Origin of the sequence: Blautia glucerasea, assembly GCF_020537505.1 — a bacterium.
Lineage (GTDB): Bacteria > Bacillota > Clostridia > Lachnospirales > Lachnospiraceae > Blautia_A.
Window position 1 is genome coordinate 22068 of record NZ_JAJBMO010000022.1, and the last position, 23007, is coordinate 45074.

Sequence of the window (23007 nt, forward strand, 5' to 3'; positions counted from 1 at the left end):
ATCCTCTATTTTTCCTTAATAATATTTATGCATCCGTACATAATAGCTGATGCATAAAATCACAGTGGCTCCGCTCCATGCTGCAATCTCTGCAAAGAAAATACCATCCTGCCCGATAAAATGGGGAAGAATCAGCGCAGCACTGATACGCATGACAAATTCGGCCATACCGCTTACCATAGGCATTAACGTATCTCCCAATCCCTGCAGTGCAGATCTGTACACATACAGGAAGTACAAAACCCAAAGCATGGCAGCCATAATAGAAAGATATTTAAAAGCAATTGCAAGTACCTCCTGTGTCTGCTGCGGTTCACCTGAGATGAAAAGTGAGAGTATATTTTTTCCAAATAAAAACATGGCAGCAGAAATGATCAGTGAGGTAAGCAGGGAAAGCAGCATACTGCTTCGGACACCTTTCCTTATCCTGTTGATCTTTCCGGCTCCCAGATTCTGGCCCACATAAGTAACAATGGCATATCCATAGGAAATCGCTGCCATTTCTAACAGACCATAAAGCTTGTTTGTAGCTGTAAATCCTGCCACAAAAAGGAAGCCGTAGCCATTGATCACATACTGGACTACCAGACCGCCAACACCGATAATGATATTCTGAAATACAACAGGAATACCAAGTTTCATCAGACGGGCGTTCATGCCTGAGGCAGGCATAAAATCTGCTCTGGACAGATGAACAATATCAATTCTGCGTAAAATCAGGAAACAGTACACAGCGGAGAAGCTCTGTGCGATCACAGTTGCGATTGCTGCTCCTGCCACACCCCATCCGAAGCCTGCCACAAAAAGGATATCCAGTGAAATATTCAGTACAGATGCGATGATCATTGCAGTTAATGGTGTTTTACTGTTTCCCATAGCCCTTAAAGCAGAGGCAAACATATTATAGGCTGCAGTAGCCGGGATTCCACAGAAAATAATACGCAGATATAATAATGACATTCCGATAATATTGGAAGGTGTATGCAGCCCTGCTAATACCATTGCAGCAAAGGACTGGCTGAGAATGAATACTCCCACTGCGATGAATGCGGTCAGCCGATAACTGTGTGCCAGAGATTTACGCAGATTTTCGAAATCCTTTGCCCCATAATACTGGGAGAGCTGAATGGAAAATCCCTGAGTGAGACCAGTGGATATTCCTGTAACAACCCACATCAGAAAGTCAACCGCACCTAGCGCGGCAAGAGCCTCCACACCTGCAATCTGGCCGACGACCATAGTATCCACCATTGTATAAAGCTGCTGACAGATATTCCCCAGCATCAAGGGAATTGCAAAAAGAATAATCAATCTCCCCGGCGAACCGGAGGTCATATCCTGAATTTTGGTTTTCATTAGTATAAAATTTCCTTTCCGGAGCATATTCTAGAAACAAAAAGACCTTGAAGAACCGTATTTCTACAATTCTCCAAGGTTATTTTTACGCTTGGACACATATCATACTGAAGTATGACTTAAATATATATTCAGAATGAATTATTTATTCTTCTGAGCGATAGCTGCCTGAGCTGCTGCCAGACGAGCAACCGGTACACGGAATGGTGAGCAGGATACATAGTCAAGACCGATCTTGTTGCAGAACTCTACAGAAGATGGATCTCCACCGTGCTCTCCACAGATTCCGATGTGAAGGTTCGGGTTAACTGGCTTACCAAGTTTGATAGCCATATCCATAAGCTTACCAACACCAACCTGATCCAGTTTTGCAAATGGATCATTCTCGAAGATCTTAGCATCATAGTAAGCGTTAAGGAACTTACCAGCGTCATCACGGGAGAAGCCGTATGTCATCTGAGTTAAGTCGTTGGTACCGAAGCAGAAGAAGTCAGCCTCTTTTGCGATCTCGTCAGCTGTAAGAGCTGCACGTGGAATCTCGATCATGGTACCTACTTCATATTTCAGATCTACGCCTGCTGCTGCGATCTCAGCATCAGCTGTCTCAACAACAAACTTCTTAACATATTTAAGCTCTTTGATATCGCCTACTAACGGGATCATGATCTCTGGGCAGATGTTCCAGTCAGCGTGAGCTTTCTTTACATTGATAGCTGCACGGATAACTGCTGTTGTCTGCATCTTAGCGATCTCCGGATAAGTAACTGCCAGACGGCATCCACGATGTCCCATCATTGGGTTGAACTCATGAAGAGAATTGATGATAGTCTTGATTTCTTCTACTGTCTTGCCCTGAGCATCAGCAAGCTTCTTAATGTCTTCCTCTTCTGTAGGAACGAACTCATGAAGCGGCGGATCCAGGAAACGGATTGTTACAGGGTTGCCCTCGAGAGCCTCGAACAGACCTTCGAAGTCTTCCTGCTGATATGGAAGAATTTTAGCAAGTGCTTCTTCTCTCTCCTCAGCTGTTGTGGAGCAGATCATCTCACGGAATGCATCGATACGTCCCTCACCGAAGAACATATGCTCTGTACGACAAAGACCGATACCTTCAGCACCAAGCTCAACTGCTTTCTTAGCGTCAGCAGGAGTATCAGCATTTGTACGAACCTTCATAGTTCTGAACTTGTCAGCCCATGCCATGATACGTCCGAACTCACCAGCGATAGTAGCGTCTACTGTCGGGATGATTCCGTCGTAGATGTTACCTGTTGTACCATCGATGGAAAGGAAATCTCCCTCGTGGAACTCTTTGCCAGCAAGTGTAAATTTCTTGTTAGCTTCGTCCATAGCGATATCACCGCATCCGGATACACAGCACTCACCCATACCACGGGCAACTACTGCTGCATGAGATGTCATACCACCACGAACTGTCAGGATACCTTCAGCAGATTTCATACCTGTGATATCCTCTGGGGATGTCTCAAGACGAACAAGGATAACCTTCTCGCCTCTCTCAGCCCACTCTACAGCGTCATCAGCTGTGAATACAATCTTACCGCAAGCAGCTCCTGGAGAAGCTCCAAGGCCTTTGCCCATTGGTGTAGCAGCTTTAAGAGCCTTAGCGTCAAACTGCGGATGAAGAAGAGTATCAAGGTTACGAGGATCGATCATTGCTACTGCTTCTTCCTCTGTTCTCATTCCCTCATCAACAAGGTCACAAGCAATCTTCAGGGCAGCCTGAGCGGTTCTCTTACCGTTACGTGTCTGCAGCATGTATAACTGGCCATGCTCAACAGTGAACTCCATATCCTGCATATCTCTGTAGTGTGTCTCCAGAGTATGGCAAACTTCTGTAAATTTCTTGAATGCTTCCGGGAACTTCTGCTCCATCTCAGCGATGTGCATAGGTGTACGAACACCAGCAACAACGTCCTCGCCCTGTGCATTGGTAAGGAACTCACCGAACAGACCTTTGTTTCCTGTAGCTGGGTCTCTTGTAAATGCAACACCAGTACCACAGTCATCACCCATGTTACCAAATGCCATCATCTGTACGTTAACAGCTGTACCCCAGGAATATGGGATATCGTTGTCACGACGATATACGTTGGCACGTGGGTTGTCCCAGGAACGGAATACGGCTTTGATTGCACCAACTAACTGCTCTTTCGGGTCAGCCGGGAAATCGGAACCGATTTTTTCTTTATATTCAGCCTTGAACTGCATAGCAAGTTCTTTAAGGTCGTCAGCTGTAAGCTCAACGTCAAGTTTAACGCCTCTTTCAGCTTTCATCTTGTCGATAAGCTCTTCGAAGTATTTCTTACCAACTTCCATAACTACGTCAGAGTACATCTGGATAAATCTTCTGTAGCAGTCCCAAGCCCAACGTGGGTTGCCGGATTTCTCAGATAATACAGCTACAACGTCTTCATTTAAACCAAGGTTCAGGATAGTATCCATCATACCTGGCATAGAAGCTCTTGCGCCTGAACGAACGGAAACAAGCAGAGGATTCTCGATATCACCGAATTTCTTTCCGGTAACTCCTTCCATCTTGGTGATTGCTTCCATGATCTGACCCATGATCTCGTCGTTGATCTGTCTTCCGTCCTCATAGTACTGAGTACAAGCTTCAGTAGTAATTGTAAATCCCTGGGGAACAGGAAGTCCAAGGTTTGTCATCTCAGCAAGGTTGGCACCTTTACCACCCAGAAGGTTTCTCATATCAGCGTTACCTTCTGTAAACATGTAAACCCATTTTGCCATTTTACATTTTCCTCCTAAAAATTTGTTCAATGAACATAAACTATGTTTTATACGCACGTAATTATTTTATAGGCTTATTCGTCATTCGTCAAGGTTATTCTGGTAAAAAACAGTCAAAATTTTATCATTTTCTCAAATTTTCTTTTTTCTTCCAACATTCAGCACCAGATGACGTGGAACACCGTTCACCATAATTGGCTGATAATCGCCCTGGATCAGGGGTTTGATGTAATCGATAAAATCTTTTGTCACATTATTGGCTTCTTTGTTCATCCAGTTTCTTGGAACCAGTTTTTCTTCGTTGGCAATGCGGTGTACGTCGTAGATTCCAGTGGCTGCCATGTAAGGATCATCGGAAACACGGTCAATAACTACCATCTTGCCAGTATCGCCTTCGTCTGCTGCCTTCACTGCTGCACCGCCAACCATCATAGCCTCGTCAATATCTACACGGGATGCCATGTGGGAAGCACTTCTCTGAAGGGTGGAAAGCTCTACAGCGCGGGTTTTGCAGCCGCACTCTGCTGACAGAAAGTTTGCCAGATAAGTGGCAGTTCCCTGAAGCTGTTTGTGTCCAAATGCATCCACATAATCTCCTACACTTCCAAGCTCGCATACATAACGTCCGTCAGCCAGCTTGATTCCTTCGGATACCGCGATCACAACAGAGGATTTCTTTTTCAGAAGGTCTTTTACTTTTGCAAGGAATTTCTCAATATCAAAGGGAACCTCCGGAAGATAAATAAGATCTGGTCCTTCGCAGTCCTCTGACTTGGAAAGTGCAGTGGCACCGGTGAGCCAGCCGGCGTTTCGTCCCATAATTTCCATGATGGTAATCATATTTTTCTTATAAGTGAGTCCTTCTGCATCGCGGATCACCTCCTTGGTGGAGGCTGCAATGTATTTAGCTGCACTTCCGAAACCTGGTGTGTGGTCGGTAAGCGCCAGGTCATTATCAATGGTCTTGGGTACGCCAAGGAATTTCTGTGTCTGGCCTGTGATAATAGCGTAATCGGAAAGCTTCTTGATGGTATCCATAGAGTCATTTCCGCCGATGTAGATAAATGCGTAAATCTCCAGCTTATTCAGAATCTCGAAGATTTTCTCATAAATTGCTTTGTCTTCGTGGATCTCCGGAAGTTTATAACGGCAGGAACCAAGGAATGCGGACGGGGTCCTTTTCAGAAGCTCAATGTCAAGCTCGGAATGGATCTGGGTAGAAAGGTCGATATACTGCTCATCAAGCAGCCCCTGGATTCCATGAAGCATTCCATATACCTTGTCAAAGCCACGCTCTACTGCGTTCTTGTATACACCTGCAAGACTGGAATTGATTACAGATGTGGGGCCGCCGGACTGTCCTACAATAATATTTCTTTTCTTTGCCATTGTGGTATTCCTCCCTATTTCGAATGGATGTGGGTGTCAAAAATTACCATAGTCATTCACCCTATAATTGTATAGTTTACCAAAGACGTATAATAAAGTCAATGTGATATTGTGTGTTTTGCATATTTAATTATGTTTTTATGTCGTTTTTATATGAATTATTTATATTTTGGACAAATGATGCAATTTTTTGATGGTGAAATTTACAGATATGGTGATATAATGAAGAAAATGCTTTGGAGCGCCACTGATAGAATCACGGCTCCACATGCAACATCACACATGGAGGTTTTACATCATGAAAAGAGTTTTGGAAAATAACTTTCTGAGAGTGGCAATTGACGATCATGGTGCTGAGCTGGTCAGCATTTATGACAAGGAGAAGGACCGTGAGGTGATCTGGCAGGGAGATACCAAATTCTGGGGACGTCACGCACCAGTGCTTTTTCCCAATGTAGGCAAGCATTATGGAAATCATTACCGGATTGGTAATAAAGAATATGCTTCCAGGCAGCATGGATTTGCCCGTGATACAGATTTTACCTGTATTGATTCCACACTGGATTCTGTAACCCACCAGATCCGTTCCACAGAAGAGACCAAAGAGGCTTATCCTTTTGATTTCGTGCTCCGCATCCGTCATATTCTGAAAGGGCGCACCCTTACCGTCAGCTGGAAGGTAGCAAACAACAGTGAGAGAGACATGTATTTTGCCATCGGCGGTCACCCCGCATTCAATGTTCCGGTTCTGCCTGATACCAGGAGAAGTGATTACCGCCTCACATTTGACGGACAGGACAGCCTGACTTATCTTCTGCTGGATCCGGAGAGCGGCACAGCCAAGGCTGATGAGAGGGCAACCCTTCAGCTGGAAAATGGTACCTGTCAGATTGATGACCACATGTTCGATCACGACGCGCTGGTATTTGATAATCAGATCACAAAAGCAGGCATTCAGCTTCCAGACGGTACTCCTTACCTGGAGCTTCGCTGTGTAGGCTTTCCCAACTTCGGCATCTGGTCTGCTGCACAGGATGCACCATTTGTCTGCCTGGAGCCATGGATGGGACGCTGCGATGACTGCGGATTCACTGGAGATTTGTCGGAGAAACCGTTTATCAATCATCTGAAAATGGATGAGATGTTTGAAACAGCATATACTATTGAAGTATTCTAAAGTGTGTTTGAAAAGGGTTTTCTGCAAGATGTTCGTCACTATTTGTGGGAGATTTTGCCCGGATGAGGGCACCGTAGCGGGCTACGGCAACCGAATTTGGGCAAAATATACCGCAAAGTGGTACGTGCAGATTGCGGGAATGATTTTTCAGACACGCTTTAAGCAGAGCAAAAAAATATCGGTACACTTTCCGCGTTTCTGGAAGTGTACCGATATTTTTTCACTCAATTTTCAGGATCAGAAGACATCCTCAGTTTTTTCCTTGCATTAACGTAAACTGCCACCATCATCACAGTGACAGCAAACACAAACATCATCCCATACTGATGGTATCCCTTTGCAAGCGGGCTTCTTCTGCCTTTAAAGCATCTGGACAAGGCCTGCAGAACCGCGTAGTGAAGAACATAGATCAGCATGGAATAGTCTTTTCCCACTTTTGCCAAAGCTCTGGTAAAAGAATTCTCCACATAAAAATTCTGCCAGCCAACAAAAAGAAGAAAGATGCAGATTGCCAGAAAAATGGTTCCGGCGTACTCTTCCTGAGTTCCCAGGGCATTTCGCTTTTCCAGCCACTTCTGCTCCATAACTGCCATATTCCAGAAAACAGGAAGTCCACACAGTAAAAATCCTATTTTCTTCCTGTCCAGGAAGCTAAGAAGAGCCTCCTTTCTGGAACCTAACCAGCAGCCCAGCCAGAAAAAGGGAAGTCCGCAGTACAGAAAGTTCCTTGCATAATAAATATGACAGTCTTCTTTTCCCACAAAAAGCAGGGAATAGCTTCCCTTTATGAGATTTCCTGCCAACAGCACCGGAATCGCCAGGTAAGCCAGTTTTCTTAGTCCCAGATGTTCTGCAACAAAAGCAATTACAAGTACATAGAGAAGTGCCTGCAGATACCACAGGTGCGGCGAAAGCGGGGAAAGATTCCACAAAACGAAATCCTCCGGAACTCTTTCCTCAAGCCTTGCCAGCAGTGCTTCTTTTATATTTTCCCTTTCCTCAACTGCCAGAAGGATTTCCCACAGCAGGTAAAACAAATTTGCTCCAATGGTGATGGTGAAAATTTTGCCAAGCTGCTTCAGTTCCCGTTTCTTCGCCACCGTTTCCGGATAAAAGAATCCGGTAATCATGAAAAACACAGGCACTGCAAAGCGGCACAGGATCAGGAACTCATCTCCCCCCTGTATTTCCAGAGGCTTGTGGATTTCAACCACTGCAATAGCAGCCAGGCATTTTAAAATATCAATACACGTCCAACGTCTTTTTTTCATTTCCTCGTAACTCCAATAACTGCTGTTCCGGACAAATACGGACAGCAAAAGGACCAACCATCTGGTTTCAGAAAGTCAGCCCCTTTATTACTTTATATACACTCTAAGCGGTTTTTGCATACTGCGGCGGCATTTTTCAGCTTCCCATCATATGAGAATTCCGAGCTGCCTGGCACGTAAATCAGAATGTAAATTTATCTGCGAAGTAAGCATCCAGTTCATCGATCTTAATACGAACCTGCTCCATGGAATCACGGTCACGGACAGTTACCATTCCGTCTGTCTCAGAATCGAAATCGTAGGTTACGCAGAACGGAGTACCGATCTCATCCTGTCTTCTGTAACGTTTACCGATATTTCCACGATCATCAAATTCACAGTTGTATTTCTTGGATAACTGAGCATAAATCTTCTCAGCTCCCTCGTTCAGCTTCTTGGAAAGCGGAAGCACACCGATCTTAACTGGTGCAAGTGCCGGATGGAAGTGAAGAACAGTACGAACGTCGTTCTTCTCAGCGTCCAGAACCTCTTCATCATATGCACTGCAAAGAAATGCAAGAACCACACGGTCAGCACCAAGTGACGGCTCGATTACATATGGGATATATTTCTGCTTCTTCTCATCATCGAAGTAAGTAAGATCCTGTCCGGATACATTCTGATGCTGGGTGAGGTCATAGTCAGTTCTGTCTGCGATTCCCCACAGCTCGCCCCATCCGAATGGGAACAGGAATTCAACGTCAGTAGTAGCCTTGCTGTAGAAGCTCAGCTCTTCTTTATCATGGTCACGGTAACGAACTTCCTCGTCCTTCAGGCCAAGAGAATGCAGCCAGTTCAGGCAGAAGCTCTTCCAGTATGCAAACCACTCAAGGTCTGTGTCCGGCTCGCAGAAGAACTCAAGCTCCATCTGCTCAAACTCACGGGTACGGAATGTAAAGTTACCAGGTGTGATCTCGTTACGGAAGGACTTACCGATCTGGCCGATACCAAATGGAATCTTCTTACGGGATGTTCTCTGTACATTCTTAAAGTTTACGAAAATACCCTGTGCTGTCTCAGGTCTTAAATATACAGTATTCTTAGCATCCTCTGTTACACCCTGGAAAGTCTTGAACATCAGGTTGAACTGACGGATATCTGTGAAATTGTGTTTGCCGCAGGAAGGACATGGAACATTATGCTCTTCGATGAAATTCTTCATCTCTTCCTGGGACCATCCGTCTACAGAGCTCTCAAGCTGGATGCCATGCTCCTGGCTGTAGTCCTCGATGATCTTGTCAGCACGGAAACGCTCGTGGCACTCTTTACAATCCATAAGCGGATCGGAGAAGCTTCCCAGATGTCCGGATGCAATCCAGGTCTGTGGGTTCATCAGAATGGCACAGTCAACACCTACGTTGTACGGAGACTCCTGAATGAATTTCTGCCACCATGCGCGCTTTACGTTATTCTTAAGCTCTACGCCAAGGTTACCGTAGTCCCATGTATTAGCCAGACCGCCATAAATCTCAGAACCCGGGTAAACAAATCCTCTTGCTTTTGCCAGAGCAATAATCTTGTCCATTGTTTTTTCCATGATATCTCTCCTCATTGTTTGATAGATGATTTTCTAACATTATACTCGCAACTTTTCTTTTTGTAAAGTTATACCGCGTACTCAATTCCGTACATTCTGCCGCAAAATCACAATTTCCGCACTTTTGGGCAGCAAATCATGTGCTGCTATCGAAGTATAGGGCAAAGCACATTAATCAACTTTCCTGTTATGTGCAACATCCAATCCGCTTACATCATAACTTCTAATATCTGCAAACTCTTAAATTTCTTATCCGTATTCCCTGCCACATAAGGCTGAATATGCCGTTCCAGTTCCCACAGCACTTCGTCCGTCACAGTAAAGCTATATAATTTCGTTATAGGCGAGCTTACAATATACTGCATGGTATAAAGTGCTGCCGGGGAAATCCGGCGGGCGGTTCTGGCTTCTCCTGGGCTTGCTTTCTTCAGGCAATCCCCGTCCAGGATCCCATGTGCCTCCTGGGAAAAGAACAGATTCTCTTTCCCGGCAATCTCTTCTCCACAGTTCACACACCGGAAAAGCTCCGGCATCAGGCCCTGCTCCATCATAGTCCGCAGTTCAAAAATGCACCTTACCAGCCGGTCATCAATCTCCGGATTCAGAAGAGCCTTCACAGTAAGGTAAAGAAGATTCATCATATTCTTCTCGTCTGTACCCTCTCTTCCAAAATAATCTGCCAGCTCCAGAAAGTAATAGCCATAATAAACCCCCGGCTGCCTGGTGGCCAGCTCCACGAAATGATGGGTCACGGTCACCTGGTTCAGATTGTAGCTGCTGCGCCCCTCATACAGGGTAAAATTCCCGAAAACAAAAGGATTCGCCGCCGCCATAAACGGGCTGTTCTGCCTTCTGGCGCCTTTGGCAAAAGCAGAAATCTTCCCTCTTTCCCTGGTAAGAAGCACGATCCGCTTGTCATACTCCCCTACAGGCTGGGCAGAAAGCACAATGCCCTGTACCGTGATCAGATCACTCATTTTCAGATTTCCTTCTTATCGTAGCCAAAGTTTTTGATCATAAAATCACTGTCACGCCAATCCTTCTTCACCTTCACCCAAAGCTTCAGGTTTACCTTGGAATCCAGCATGCGCTCCAGCTCAAATCTGGCATTGCTGCCGATCTTCTTCAGCATGGCACCGCCTTTTCCAATGATGATGCCCTTATGGGAATCCCTCTCGCAGATAATGGTCGCTTCAATATCTACCATAGGATTTTTGCCCGGACGCTCTTTCATCTTGTCGATGGCGACTGCAATGCCATGTGGAATCTCCGCATCCAGTGCATGAAGAGCCTTCTCACGGATCACCTCTGCCACGATCTGGCGCTGAGGCTGATCCGTTACGGTATCTTCATCATAGAACATGGGTCCATAAGGCAGATATTTCAAAATACTGTCAATAATATCCTCTGTATTCTGTCCGCGAAGTGCAGAGCAAGGGATGATCTCGGCAAAATCGCAGATCTTGCGGTACGTGTCGATTGCCGGAAGGATCTCCTCTTTTTTCACCGTATCGATCTTATTGATGATCAGAATGACCGGCACGCCAACGCCCTGGAGCTGCTCTGCAATATGGCGCTCACCGGCACCAATAAAGGTGGATGGCTCAACCAGCCACATAATCGCATCCACTTCTTTCAGGGTACGCTCTGCAACGGCTACCATGTATTCTCCAAGCTTATTCTTCGCCTTATGGATACCAGGAGTATCCAGAAAAACGATCTGGCCTTTGTCACAGGTGTAGACCGTCTGGATACGGTTTCTGGTGGTCTGGGGCTTCTTGGATGTGATCGCGATCTTCTGTCCGATCAGGTGGTTCATCAGGGTTGATTTACCAACATTGGGACGCCCAATAATTGCAACAAATCCGGATTTAAAATCTGGTGTCATGAAAATATATCCTCATCTTTCTTAACTTTTATCAACAGCTTATCAGCGGCTTTGTCTCCATAAATACATCCTTCGCCTTCCCAATCGCGCTCTCGCTTCCAACTACACAAAGCTGATCATCAGAAAGAACTGCCTCGATCAGCGGAGCCAGCGCATGGATATCCTCCACAGTAGCATTCAGGATCTGGTCACGCTCTTTTTGCATCATCTCCACAGTAAGCCCGCGGAAATAAGCCATTCTGCCAAGGGCGCCCTGTGTCTGCGGTGTTCTTGGAACGTCTTTTCCACTGATGGTACCGATAATGTATTTCGTCATCTCCCGCTCATCTGCTGCGAAAGTACGCACATATTCCGGAACTCCCTCATATACCTCAAGGGTACGGCGAAGATGCGGATCCCTGTAGGATACAAAGAAGCTCTCTCCGCTTCTCTTAAAACCGCTCATACAGCCATATGCGCCGCCTTTTACACGAAGGTTGATCCACAGATAATCATAGCTTAAAGCAACCTTCAGGATTTCCAGGGCGCCCGTGTATGTGAAACCTTTTTTCACAAAGTTACCGGTTCTTGCCACATACTGAACCTGTCCGGAGGTCTTAAAGCCCTCGTTCTTTTTCCTGCAGGTAATGGCAGTTTCCGGAACCTCACAGGTACGCTCCGGCAGGCTCTTCTTCAGAACACCACTTAAGGCCTTCACCTGTTCCACAGACTCTCTTTCTCCGGTATAGCTTACCATAAAGGAATCCTTTCGGATGATCTCTGCCACGGCGTTCTGAAGCCCGGCTACGATCTCGTCCTTTTTCTCCTGGAAATTCTTCTCAAGGTCTTCGATAAATTTGTAATAGCCCACGCCTGCCATCTCATCCTGATATTCTGCCATTGGAGATCCGTAGGCAGCGCTGCGGAGTACTGCAGTCTGATGACCTGCGCCAATCAGGGAAGCCTGTCCTCTGGACCTGATCTCCCCGATAATCTCACCAAGACGTCTGGTATCTGAAAGCTTAGAAGTATTCAGGATTTCTTCCATCATCTGGAACAGGAAATCCATCTGGGAATACAGTGCTTTGCCCCGGATGGTAAACATAGTACGGAACGCTTCCGGGTCGTTCGCCTTGTCAAAAACATCTACGCCGCACTGGATACCGCCGGTTCTGGCATTGGTCTCATTGAACAGCTGACCGTAAGTGTAATTCTTTGTATCCACATATCCGAGAACAGACTTCAAAAGTCCAAGATAATGGACCTTCTCAACAGCCATATCCTTAATCTCGAACATAATATTTACATAACCGATTCCATTGGTGCACACATCCTGATACAGGAATAGGCTGTCCTCCACCTGAAGCTCTTCATTGGAAAAACCGTTCACTTCTTTGCGGATATCGGAACGCTTCAGCATAGGAATGCATTCCAGGTCCTCCGGTCTCTCCTCAGACTCCTGGTAAGCCTCAAGGGCTTTTGTCTTTCTTACCATTTCTTCCAGCTGTTCATCGGAAAGGCTGCTTCTGTATGCTTCCAGCCTGTCCGCCAGCTCTTTCTCGCGCTGGGCTGCAAGACCGCGCTTCGGCACAAGAGTCAGGATCGCACCGTGTGTATTGTCCAGAAGCCATTTCTGGATCAGATTCTCGAAATAGCCTTCATTTACTGCAATTTTCAGCTTATCATAAATCTCCAGAAGCTTTACCTGGGAAAAAGCATTCTCATCATCATAAAGCCAGCTTCCCATAATGTCCAGTCCATACATCAGACCTTTGGGGAACTGTCCAAAATCTGCCTCGCGGTAGCGGAACTCCATGTAATTGATTCCGGAAAGAACCGCCTTCTTATCAATTCCATTTTTCACAATGTCCTGAAGACAATTTCGGATAATAGAAACAAATTCCTCCTTCCGAGCAGCTCTGGCACCTTTTGCAATCACGGAGAAATACGGCTGCAGAACACCGTCGCTGTAATCGCCATAAATATCCTTACCGATTCCAGCGTCCAGAAGAGCCTGCTTCAGCGGTGCTCCCGGCGCACTTAAAAGTGCATAATCCAGCACATCAAAGGCCACACCCAGGGTGCTGTCCATGGCGTTTCCCACAACCATGTTATAGGAGAGGTATGTGTTATCCTCTTCTTCCTCGTTCTCCGCAATGGGATACTCGATCTGCAGGTCTTTCACCTGGGAAAAAGCTGCCTGCTCCTTAATGCTGGAATCTACGTCCAAAGCCTCAAATGCGGACAGATATTTCTCATCAATAAATCGCAGCTTCTCTTCCATATCCATATTTCCGTAAAGGTAAATATAGCTGTTGGATGGATGATAGTAGGTGCGGTGGAAATCCAGAAACTCTTCATAGGAAAGCTCCGGAATATTCTCCGGGTTGCCGCCGGATTCCACGCCGTAGGTATTGTCTGGGAAAAGATGGTTCATAATTTCTCTTTCCAGCACCTCGTCCGGGGAAGAAAATGCGCCTTTCATCTCATTGTATACAACACCATTGTATGTGAGCGGGCCTTCCTTCTGCTCCAGATGGTAATTCCATCCTTCCTGACGGAAGATCTCCTCTTTCTCATAAATATTCGGGTAAAAAACAGCGTCCAGATACACATGCATCAGGTTCTGGAAATCCTGGTCATTGCAGCTCGCCACCGGATAACAGGTCTTGTCCGGGTAAGTCATGGCATTCAGGAAGGTATTCAGAGAGCCCTTTACCAGCTCTACAAATGGATCCTTCAGCGGAAACTTGCGGGAGCCGCACAGAACACTGTGCTCCAGAATATGTGGAACACCGGTGCTGTTCTTTGGCGTAGTGCGAAAGGCAATGGAAAATACCTTATTCTCATCATCATTCTCGATCAGAACCAGTCTGGCTCCTGTTTTCTTATGGCGTACCAGATATCCGGTAGAATGGATATCGGTCAGATTCTCTTGCTTTACAATTTCATATGCAGGAATGTTCTCTTTTTTCATTTTTTCCTCCAAAAATCTCAGGCTTTCCCGCCAGATAGTGGCGAATCTCCTGAAATTGCTTTTATTTTCTAGCATATCCAGGCTCTCGCAAAGTATGCCTGAACTTCATTCGTAACGTTTATTATAACATTGTGTTGCCTGGAAGTGCAATAGAGTTGGATGGGAAAATTTCCCAGGAAAGACGAACCGCCCCTGCAGGCGGATCTGGTAGGATTCCTTCCTGCAGGGGCGGTTCTGATTATTTAATTGTGATTAGTTAATCCTGTTCTTTTTTACGGCGTCTTCTGGTTATTTCTTCGATTGCAAGGGCTGCAAGGAAGAGCATTGCCATATAGAATCCGATTGGTGTGTCATCACCAGTCTTAACGCCTGTGGATGAGCTTGGTGTTGGTGTTGGTGTTGGTGTCTCCTCAGGAGTTACAGTAGGTGTGGCTTCCGGCTGTTCCTGGTTGATGATGGTTACCTTAGCATTGAGGTTATTTTCATCAAAGTATACATTTCCGTCTTTAACAGTCACTACATACTTAAATCCTTCCGTACCAGCAACCAGATTTCCCTCTGCATCAGTCTCTGCAACATAGAGATTAAAGGATTCACCAGGCATTACAACCGCCTGAGTGCTCTCAGATACAGTAGATCCGCCAGCAAGGTCAAGCGTGAGGATGTTCTTCTCAGTTCTTGTGGAAAGAGTTGTGCACTCTTTGTCATCAAAGATACCTGCATAGAAGACTCCATCGCTTTCCAGAGCATTTCCGTCGGCACCAAGAAGCTCCTTGGTTACATTCAGATTTGCGATCTTGTAGAATCCATCCGGCCATTCGTTGAACTGGTTCTCGAATGTGATGCTGCTCTTTGCGCCATCCTCTGTTACGGTGATCTCTTTGCCCTGCGGATAAGCTGGGATATAAACTTTTCCATCAGGGGTCATGCCTGATTCAACTGCCTTTCCTGCTTCGTCAGTCTCACTTACATAGTAGGTTCTTCCAAGATCCACTCCTGTAAATGTGACAGTTGAAGAAGATGCATTCTTGAACTCGAGTGCTTTTACATCAGAAGCAAGGATCGTGCATTCTTCATCTGCAAAAAGTGCTACATAGAAGGTCATGTCTTTTGCACCAGCAAGTGCATCGTTCAGCTTCAGTTCCTTCGTGATCTCAATTGCAGCTGTCTCGCTCTTGGTCATGGCATCCTTCATCTCAACTGCATTCTTGGTATCATCCGCATCAACGGTGAAGGTGATCGGCTCTGCGATCTCATATCCTAATGGTGCTTCTGCCTCAACCAGTTTGTAGGTTGCACCAAGAACAAGTTTTGCTGTGATCACATGTGGAGTACCATCTGAAACCCACTCTTCCACAACCTTGTCATCTGCATCCACAACCTGAAGTTTTGCTCCGGAAAGAGCTTTCAGGCTGGTATCGTCCACCTTGGAAATGGTGACCTTGGTAGTGTCATTGACAAATTTAATTGCTTCTTCCGTGTAATCTTCACCATTCACCTTGGTGGTAAGCTTCAGAGTACCATCTCGGTTGTCTTCTACTTCTACGGTTACTGTATAAACAGTGTTGTCATATACGTAGATGTCCGCTTCTGACGGGATTTTCTCGTTTACCGTGTAGGTAAAGGTCTGTCCAACTGCTTTCTCATTGTATGAAAGCTTGCTGAAATTAATTGCACCGTGTTCATCGTTCTTAACCGTTTCAATTACATTTCCGTCGGCATCTTTCAACTCAAACTCGAAGGTACCAAGCTCTTCGCCTTCTATCTTCATAGACTTCCGGGCTTTCAGCTCAAGGTCAGCGGAAGCACTGTAGGTGTTAGTGAAGGCAACTGCTTTTGCAAAGCTGCTTTCCTCTTCCGGTTCACCATTCTCTACAGGTTTGCCGTTCTCTACAGTTTCTCCGTTCTTTGTGACTGCGGTAACTTTCGCTGTTAACTTGCCTGCATTGTCATCTGTTACGTCTACTTTTACAACGTATTTGCTTTCATCATACTGGTATGCCGGTTTCTCATCTTTTACTTCGGTAATCTGGTAATAATAGATTCCGGATTTCTCGTATGTGATGATTGGGAATGTGATGGCACCGCCGTCAGCATTCTTCACAGTTTCGTTGTAACCATTTTCTACTGCATTTCCATCTGCATCAATTTCTGTTGCCTGGAAACTAAACTGCTCTGCTTCCAGTGTCTGGCCCTCCAGAGTCTTGGTTGCACCAAGGACAATCTGACCAGATGTAGTGTAGATGTTGGTAAATTCCATGCCTGCTACGGTTGCATCCTCGGAGGCTGCCTTAGAGGAATGGATAACCGGAGTTACTGTTAAAGTACCGTTGCCTGCATCTTTTACAGTTACCTTGATGGTGTAGATGGTGTCGTCGTAGGTGTAACCTGCTGCGTCACCTTTCACCTCATTTACAGTGTACTGATACTCGCCGGTATCATCTACTTTCTTATCTGTGTTATCTTTGTAAGCTGCATCTTTTACAAGGCTGTACTTAATTTCGTCAAAGGTTACGTTACCGTCAGCATCGTTGGTCTTGGTCTGAAGCACATTGCCATCTTTATCCCGAAGCTCGAATGTAAACTGACCTGCTGCAAGTGGTGTCTCTGTGGTTGTCAAGGTCTTCTTAGCTGTCAGATTCAGAGATCCGGATGCGGAGTAGGTGTTCTCCATCGTAACTACATTGTCAGTGTCATCCGCACTTACAGTAAACTCGACAGATTTTGCTAAAGCATAACCTTTTGGTGCAGATTTCTCAACTAATGTGTAGGTTTCACCAAGAATCAGTTTGCCGATGATTACGTGTGGTGTTCCATCTGTGGTCCAAGTCTCAATTGGGTTGCCATCTTTATCCTGGATTTCAAGTACTACACCTGAAAGCTGGTTGCCAAGGGCATCTACTTTGGTGATGGTGGCTTTGGTAGGCGTATTTGTCATTGATACTTCATATACTTTTACCTCAGCCTGTTTTGCAAGAACTTCTTTTACTTGTGTCTTTGCTGCATCTCCGCTTGGCGTTACATAGCCTGTCGGTGCCTTTGTCTCTACAAAGTAATAGCTTCCTGGGTCTACACTTATCTCAATGATTCCGTTTTCATCTGTTACTAACGGCACTTCATTGATCTTGGTGTCCGCCTTTCCTTCTTCCGCACGGTATAAGTCGAACTCTGCTCCCGCAAGTTTTTTACCGTCTGTTCCGGTCTTCTCCAGTTTCAGCTTTCCTTCGTTTTCCTCCGTGTTGCTTACATTGGTCGTATACGTTACTACGAATGCCTGACCTGCTTTTACTACTACGGTCTCAGTCTTAGCATCTGTTCCAACCGGGGTTACATAGCCTGACGGAGCTTCTGTTTCCACAAAGTAATAGCTTCCCGGTTCTACATTATCAACTGTGATTTTTCCATCTTTGTCAGTTACATAAGAACCACGATTCTCATCCGGATTTCCAACCTTATACAGGTCGAATTTTGCTCCCTCAAGAGCTGCTCCTTCTGCTCCTGTCTTCAGCAGTTCCAGTTTTCCTTTACTTTCTTCCGTATTACTCTTCTCGAATGTATAGGTTAACTTTTCCTTCTGGCCTGCTTTTACTGTCTTTGTCTCTGTCCTTGCTGCTTCACCGCCTGGTGTTACGTAACCTGACGGAGCTTCTGTTTCTACAAAGTAATAGCTTCCCGGTTCTACGTCATCAACTGTGATCTTTCCATCCTTGCCAGTCACATAAGAGCCACGCTTTTCATCCAGATTTCCAACCTTATACAGGTCGAATTTTGCTCCCTCAAGGGCTGCTCCTTCTGCTCCTGTCTTCAGCAGTTCCAGTTTTCCTTTACTCTCTTCTGTATTGCTCATTTCGAAAGTATAAGTCTTTACTTCTGTCTGGCCTGCTGCAACTTCCTTAACCCCTGTCTTTGCTGCATCTCCGCTTGGGGTTACATAACCTGTCGGCGCTTTTGTTTCTTTGAAATAATAGCTTCCCGGTTCTACGCCGTCAACTGTGATCTTTCCATCCTCTCCGGTTGTATAGGTTCCAATCAGGGTTTCCGGATTTCCTGTTTTATACAGTTCGAATTCTGCTCCTGCAAGCGCCATTCCACCGACGCCTTTTTTAATAAGCTTCAGAATTCCTTTTTCTGGATAAGTATTTGTAATTTCCACAGAATGTCCATCACTAGCTGACGCTAAAGCAAACTCAGCATTAACAACATCCTTGCCATCTAACTTATACGATGTTTGATATACCACATTTGCACCATTCATTTCCTCTACCGTATAAGTTCCTGCTGGTAAATCTTTAATAGATACTGTACTATTGCCAGCAATAGAAAATTCTATTGTACTACCACTTATAGAAACACTATTTTCAACTACATTTGAAACAATCGCATTCTCAAGATTAATTCTCTCTGTATTTGTAACCTTTATTTTAAAGGATTCAGCATACTCTGAAGCATCTCCTCCTGTTACTATTTTACTAATAGTTAAATTTACCTTACGGTCTGTGACTGTTTTGGTAATGCCGCCTTTCGTGATCATTATCTCTGAAATATCTTCATTTGCTGCAACTATTTCACTTACTAACGCGGTTGCTGTATTTTTTGAAATGGTTGTATCATCATAACGTATAAAATAATGTTTTGATGGATCAGATATTTCATATCCTGCTGGCGGATTTGTCTCTACCCAATAGTAAATAACTCCAGCCTTTATATCAGTTACTTTTGCCTGTCCATTCTGATCAGTTATCACTTCACAATGCAAAGTCGGATCGCCAGTAATTTTCTTAGTGTCTTTATCATATGTCACACTATAAACTTTAAATGTAGCTCCTGAAAGTTTTTCAGAAAGATCACTGTTTGATTTTTCAAACATAAATTCATCGTTACTGCCACTGATAGTTGCACCATGAGATTTAACAGTAACATTCTTCTTATCTTCCGTTGACTTAGTTACTTTTCCTGACAAGGTAACTCTATTTATTAGTTCCTGATCTCCAAGTTCAGATACTCTTACTCTGTATTTTATTACAACATGCTTTTCATCAGGAATAGTAATTTTTAATTTTCTCCCTACAAGTTCATAAGATATATTTACAGGCTGGTTTTCTCCATCTGCTGCAAATATTGTTTTTCCTTCAATTCCATTAGGCATAAGCTCGACGCCTTCTGGTAATTCATCTATAAGTGTAAGTGTAGCCTCATCAGATAGCTTTAACCCTTCCTCATTTACCGTAATTGTATAGTCTAATTTATCATGCTCTTTTATGCCATCTGAACTCTTTGCAATATAAGTATGATTAATGGTGATAGAATCTTCAGTGCCAGTCAGTTCTTTCTCTCCCTCATCATATACTTTTACACAGTTTGTATATGTATGAGAATCATTTAAAAATTTAGAATCAACTACAGTTGTATAGGTAACTATATATTTGTTTCCGCTTAATCCACCTAACCTTGCACTAATAGTGTTATTCTCCAACGTAGGTACTATTGCAGTTTCTGCTCCATCATTGACTTTAACGTTAAAGCTACCTTCCTTGTAGGACATTCCATCTGGAATCGTATCTTTGAATGTAACATTTTTATCAGGTGTATATGTTTTAGCCAGGTCATTGATAACGACAAACCAAGTTACCTCACGTGTTTTTTTGTTATAATTTCCATGTGATTTCGTGACATCGTATGTAGATAAATATCTAGCTTTAGCGCTATCCTCTCCAATGTAAGTCCAATTATCTACATAAAGAGTACCTTTATTATAAAACCATTTTCCAGCACCAGTAATTGTAGCAAACCCTGCTTCATAAATAAATGGTATTTTTATAATAATATTATCAGATAAACTTCCAAATATAAAGCTACGGCTACTTGCATCATAAGTATAATCTTCTACTGAAGAACCATCCTTTTCTTTTACAACTGTTACTTTTGATGCATCAATAGCATATCCATCTGTACTTTTAGGCCCCCCATCTTTATCACTATAGCCCATATCGTTTTCTTGTACTCTGACATTATTTAACGTTGTTCCTGTTGGAACTTTTACTGTAATAGTCCACCAGACATAGCTTCCATCGTTTGTGGGATCAAACTTTTCAAACTTTTTCTCTATTTCTGCCTTAGATTTACTTCCATAATCAACTGATTCATATGTTGAGTCTTTATTTCCATCATTTTCTCCTGGTGGCAATGTTTCAATATCATTTTTTACATTATGCCAACCCGATAGATCTGTTCCCTCCGTTGTTGTTTTATACGTAATCGTATATTTACTTGTTGTTGATTCACTAAACGTATAATCCAAAAAAGTATGCTGCTGATTATCATCACTTGAAAAATCAGTTGGCGGTATGGGTGTCAAACCAGGTAATTCAGGTGTCACACTAAATGACCCTTCTACATATTTCTGATTTTTTGACATTTTATCTATAAGTCTGTAACCATTTAAATCTGTTACACCATCGCCAACTGTAATTGTATACGTAAATACAGTATCTTTTGTCCCATCCTCTTTGGTTGTTTCAGATTTCGTTACTTTTTTTTGAGTCACATCTCTTTTTACAGTAATTTTTGTTTCATCTTCTGGAGTATTTTTTGTGCCCTCCCAGTTCCAAGAAGCTTTATTGGTAATCTCACTGTTCCAACCAGTGTTCTCTACTGTAGTCTGATAAGTAACTTTATAATAATCTCCAGCTTTTATTTCTTTTCCTAAAGCTGCTTTCACATCTACTGTAAAGACTCCATTTTCTACAGTTACTGGCACCTCAATATTATCATTAATTTTAATCTTGCCGCCAATAATTTCTTGTCCTGCTCCTAAAGTATCTGTAAGTACAAGCTTGTCAAGATCGGCATTTGCTTTAAATGTTATTTCATAATTAAGTTTTCCATCAGCAGACCATACAACTCTTCCATCATCAGCTTGTTGTCCTTGTACCTTCTTAGAAGTTTCTGTTTTTACTTCTTCAAATTTGACAACTGTTTTATCGGTTATACCCGGAAATTCTATTTCTTTTTCTGAATCAGTCTTAATTACAGAAGAATCGAAACTGCAATTAAGCAAAAATGTTCCTTTAACATCAGAGGTGTGATTTTGTATATAGTTTGAATCTATGTATAAATATACTTTTCCATTCTTAACTTTATAAGTTCCTGCATTTGTGTTTCCGTCATAAATTATGCCTACACTATCCTCAACAATAGAACTAAACACTCCACCTTCAGCAGAGCTTAAGAGGCTGCTTATATCGTAAACCCATGTAGGATTATTTTTTGCAATATCCAACTTATCATCATCAATTACATATGAGAAAGCAAACTCTAATGTACCTTTTCGATTCACGTTTTCAACACTTGATGTTGCTGATACTTTAAGACCTCCGGCTTTCACCAGCTCTGTCAAATTAGCTTCTTTACCTGAATTATTTTCTTCTCCTGCCGATGTGTTCTCATAAGTCGTCACACCACCCACAATCGAAAAACTCTCCTGCGTAAACCCCATACCTGTAACTTCACCATTTTCATTGGTATTTACATAATCGGTTACGACTTCGGCCTGTCCATCATTGTCCAGATGGACAACATCTTTATTTACGATGTCTCCCTCAACAGTGCTTTCCTGAATTTTCTTAAAGTTCATATCTACTTTTACATTTCCGCTTTCTGGCTCGATTCGGCTTCCGTCAGCGGTCAGGAAATATACATCGTAAAGTACGTACTCAGCTTCCGTATTCTCAGCGTCCAGTCCCAACTGGCTGCTCAGCTGGCTGTTGAATGCTGCTACTGCTGCATTGTAGCGGTCAGTACCAGGTGCGATATAGTCAGCTTTGATCTCTGCATCCTGTGGAAGGTTTGCATCTTCCGGAGCTGTTGCTGTAATCACTACACGACTGTCTTCGTATCTGAAAGAAGTCTTCGGTGCTTCTGTCGGAGTAGGTGTCGGTGTCTCACTTGGCACGGCGCTTACTTCTGGAGTAGGAGTTGCAGTTACCTCAGCAGCTGGTGTTGCAGTAGCTTCCGGTGCTGCAGGTGCTTCCGTCACTTCTGCTGTCGGTGTCTCTGTTGGAGCTGCTGCAGGCGCTTCCGTTGGCTGCTCTGCAGGTGCTTCTGTTGGCTGCTCTGCTGGTGCTTCTGTTGGCTCCTGAACTGGCTCTTCAGCAGGAGTTTCCGGTTCTTCCTGAGGTTCTTCTGGTTCCTCAGCAACCGGTTCTTCGGGCTCTTCTGCTACCGGTTCTGCTTCCTCCTCTGTGTATTCTTCTGCTTCACTTTCGGACGGAGTAGGGGTTACAGTCTCGTCCTCAACATAGGTATCGTCTGTTGCCAGAACAGTCAGACTGGACTGCTGGAATACCATAGATACCGCCAGAAGTATGGCAAAAAATGATTTCAGCCTCGATTTCTTTTTCATGGTTACGTCCTCCTTTTTAATGATCGAGTTTTCCTTTTTCATTAAGCTTTGAGTGTGGCTTTACAGGCAGAAGTGCCCAAAAACCCGTTTTCATCATCATATCACACAGTTTTTAAAGGGGCAATATTTGAGGTTGCTTAAAAAAATCCCTGTTTTCTGCTGTTTTACTAAGGAATCGGGCACTAACCGTCCCTTATTTTCGTGTTTTTATAGTGTGTATT

The 23007-nt window shown here is 44.0% G+C and carries 11 protein-coding genes and 1 pseudogene; 2 read left to right on the forward strand and 10 right to left on the reverse strand.

Going from position 1 to position 23007, the window contains the following annotated elements; all coding sequences use genetic code 11:
• Positions 1–15 precede the first annotated feature (15 nt).
• The 3 genes from LIQ05_RS14900 to LIQ05_RS14910 all read right to left on the reverse strand — a co-directional run bounded on the left by LIQ05_RS14900 (position 16) and on the right by LIQ05_RS14910 (position 5517).
• Positions 16–1356: an MATE family efflux transporter gene (locus LIQ05_RS14900; protein WP_226821949.1), complete on the reverse strand. Its 1341-nt coding sequence runs from the start codon at positions 1354–1356 to the stop codon at positions 16–18.
• Between the two features lie 141 nt (positions 1357–1497).
• The gene (gene ppdK / locus LIQ05_RS14905) at positions 1498–4128 is read right to left on the reverse strand and encodes a pyruvate, phosphate dikinase (protein WP_226821952.1); all 2631 of its coding nucleotides are present in this window, start codon (positions 4126–4128) and stop codon (positions 1498–1500) included.
• Between the two features lie 132 nt (positions 4129–4260).
• The gene (locus LIQ05_RS14910) at positions 4261–5517 is read right to left on the reverse strand and encodes a 6-phosphofructokinase (protein WP_226821955.1); all 1257 of its coding nucleotides are present in this window, start codon (positions 5515–5517) and stop codon (positions 4261–4263) included.
• A 298-nt stretch (positions 5518–5815) separates the two neighbouring features.
• On the opposite strand from LIQ05_RS14910, the gene LIQ05_RS14915 reads away from it, so the two are divergent.
• On the forward strand, positions 5816–6694 hold the full coding sequence (locus LIQ05_RS14915; RefSeq protein WP_226821958.1) for an aldose 1-epimerase family protein: 879 nt from the start codon (positions 5816–5818) through the stop codon (positions 6692–6694).
• On the opposite strand, the gene LIQ05_RS20385 is transcribed toward LIQ05_RS14915, so the two are convergent.
• Positions 6678–6824 carry a DUF6783 domain-containing protein gene (locus LIQ05_RS20385; RefSeq protein WP_318289542.1) on the reverse strand — a complete coding sequence of 49 codons (147 nt, stop codon included), beginning with the start codon at positions 6822–6824 and terminating at the stop codon, positions 6678–6680. The genes LIQ05_RS14915 and LIQ05_RS20385 overlap by 17 nt on opposite strands.
• Here LIQ05_RS20385 and LIQ05_RS20390 point away from each other — a divergent pair.
• Positions 6762–6965, forward strand: a pseudogene (locus LIQ05_RS20390) (DUF6783 domain-containing protein); the annotation flags it as partial. The gene LIQ05_RS20385 and the pseudogene LIQ05_RS20390 sit on opposite strands and share 63 nt — an antisense overlap.
• Here the strand turns inward: LIQ05_RS20390 and LIQ05_RS14920 are convergent.
• The 6 genes from LIQ05_RS14920 to LIQ05_RS14945 all read right to left on the reverse strand — a co-directional run bounded on the left by LIQ05_RS14920 (position 6919) and on the right by LIQ05_RS14945 (position 22786).
• The gene (locus tag LIQ05_RS14920) at positions 6919–7965 is read right to left on the reverse strand and encodes an acyltransferase family protein (protein ID WP_226821961.1); all 1047 of its coding nucleotides are present in this window, start codon (positions 7963–7965) and stop codon (positions 6919–6921) included. The pseudogene LIQ05_RS20390 and the gene LIQ05_RS14920 overlap by 47 nt on opposite strands.
• 181 nt (positions 7966–8146) lie before the next feature.
• Positions 8147–9541, reverse strand: a complete 1395-nt coding sequence (locus LIQ05_RS14925; protein ID WP_226821964.1) for a glycine--tRNA ligase — start codon at positions 9539–9541, stop codon at positions 8147–8149.
• Between the two features lie 209 nt (positions 9542–9750).
• Entirely contained in the window at positions 9751–10518 is a 768-nt protein-coding gene (gene recO / locus LIQ05_RS14930; protein WP_226821967.1) for a DNA repair protein RecO, read from the reverse strand.
• A gap of 2 nt (positions 10519–10520) precedes the next feature.
• Positions 10521–11429, reverse strand: a complete 909-nt coding sequence (era, locus tag LIQ05_RS14935; protein WP_021925367.1) for a GTPase Era — start codon at positions 11427–11429, stop codon at positions 10521–10523.
• Between the two features lie 31 nt (positions 11430–11460).
• On the reverse strand, positions 11461–14385 hold the full coding sequence (locus LIQ05_RS14940; RefSeq protein ID WP_226821970.1) for an insulinase family protein: 2925 nt from the start codon (positions 14383–14385) through the stop codon (positions 11461–11463).
• A 256-nt stretch (positions 14386–14641) separates the two neighbouring features.
• The gene (locus LIQ05_RS14945) at positions 14642–22786 is read right to left on the reverse strand and encodes a SpaA isopeptide-forming pilin-related protein (RefSeq protein WP_226821973.1); all 8145 of its coding nucleotides are present in this window, start codon (positions 22784–22786) and stop codon (positions 14642–14644) included.
• Positions 22787–23007: the final 221 nt, after the last annotated feature.

What these genes read in the sequence shown, in the direction of transcription:
- LIQ05_RS14900 (WP_226821949.1), bottom strand. Translation starts at nt 1,356, where the DNA reads ATGAAAACCAAAATTCAGGATATGACCTCCGGTTCGCCGGGGAGATTG.
- LIQ05_RS14940 (WP_226821970.1), bottom strand. Translation starts at nt 14,385, where the DNA reads ATGAAAAAAGAGAACATTCCTGCATATGAAATTGTAAAGCAAGAGAAT.
- LIQ05_RS14945 (WP_226821973.1), bottom strand. Translation starts at nt 22,786, where the DNA reads ATGAAAAAGAAATCGAGGCTGAAATCATTTTTTGCCATACTTCTGGCG.
- recO (WP_226821967.1), bottom strand. Translation starts at nt 10,518, where the DNA reads ATGAGTGATCTGATCACGGTACAGGGCATTGTGCTTTCTGCCCAGCCT.
- LIQ05_RS14925 (WP_226821964.1), bottom strand. Translation starts at nt 9,541, where the DNA reads ATGGAAAAAACAATGGACAAGATTATTGCTCTGGCAAAAGCAAGAGGA.
- era (WP_021925367.1), bottom strand. Translation starts at nt 11,429, where the DNA reads ATGACACCAGATTTTAAATCCGGATTTGTTGCAATTATTGGGCGTCCC.
- LIQ05_RS14910 (WP_226821955.1), bottom strand. Translation starts at nt 5,517, where the DNA reads ATGGCAAAGAAAAGAAATATTATTGTAGGACAGTCCGGCGGCCCCACA.
- LIQ05_RS14915 (WP_226821958.1), top strand. Translation starts at nt 5,816, where the DNA reads ATGAAAAGAGTTTTGGAAAATAACTTTCTGAGAGTGGCAATTGACGAT.
- ppdK (WP_226821952.1), bottom strand. Translation starts at nt 4,128, where the DNA reads ATGGCAAAATGGGTTTACATGTTTACAGAAGGTAACGCTGATATGAGA.
- LIQ05_RS14920 (WP_226821961.1), bottom strand. Translation starts at nt 7,965, where the DNA reads ATGAAAAAAAGACGTTGGACGTGTATTGATATTTTAAAATGCCTGGCT.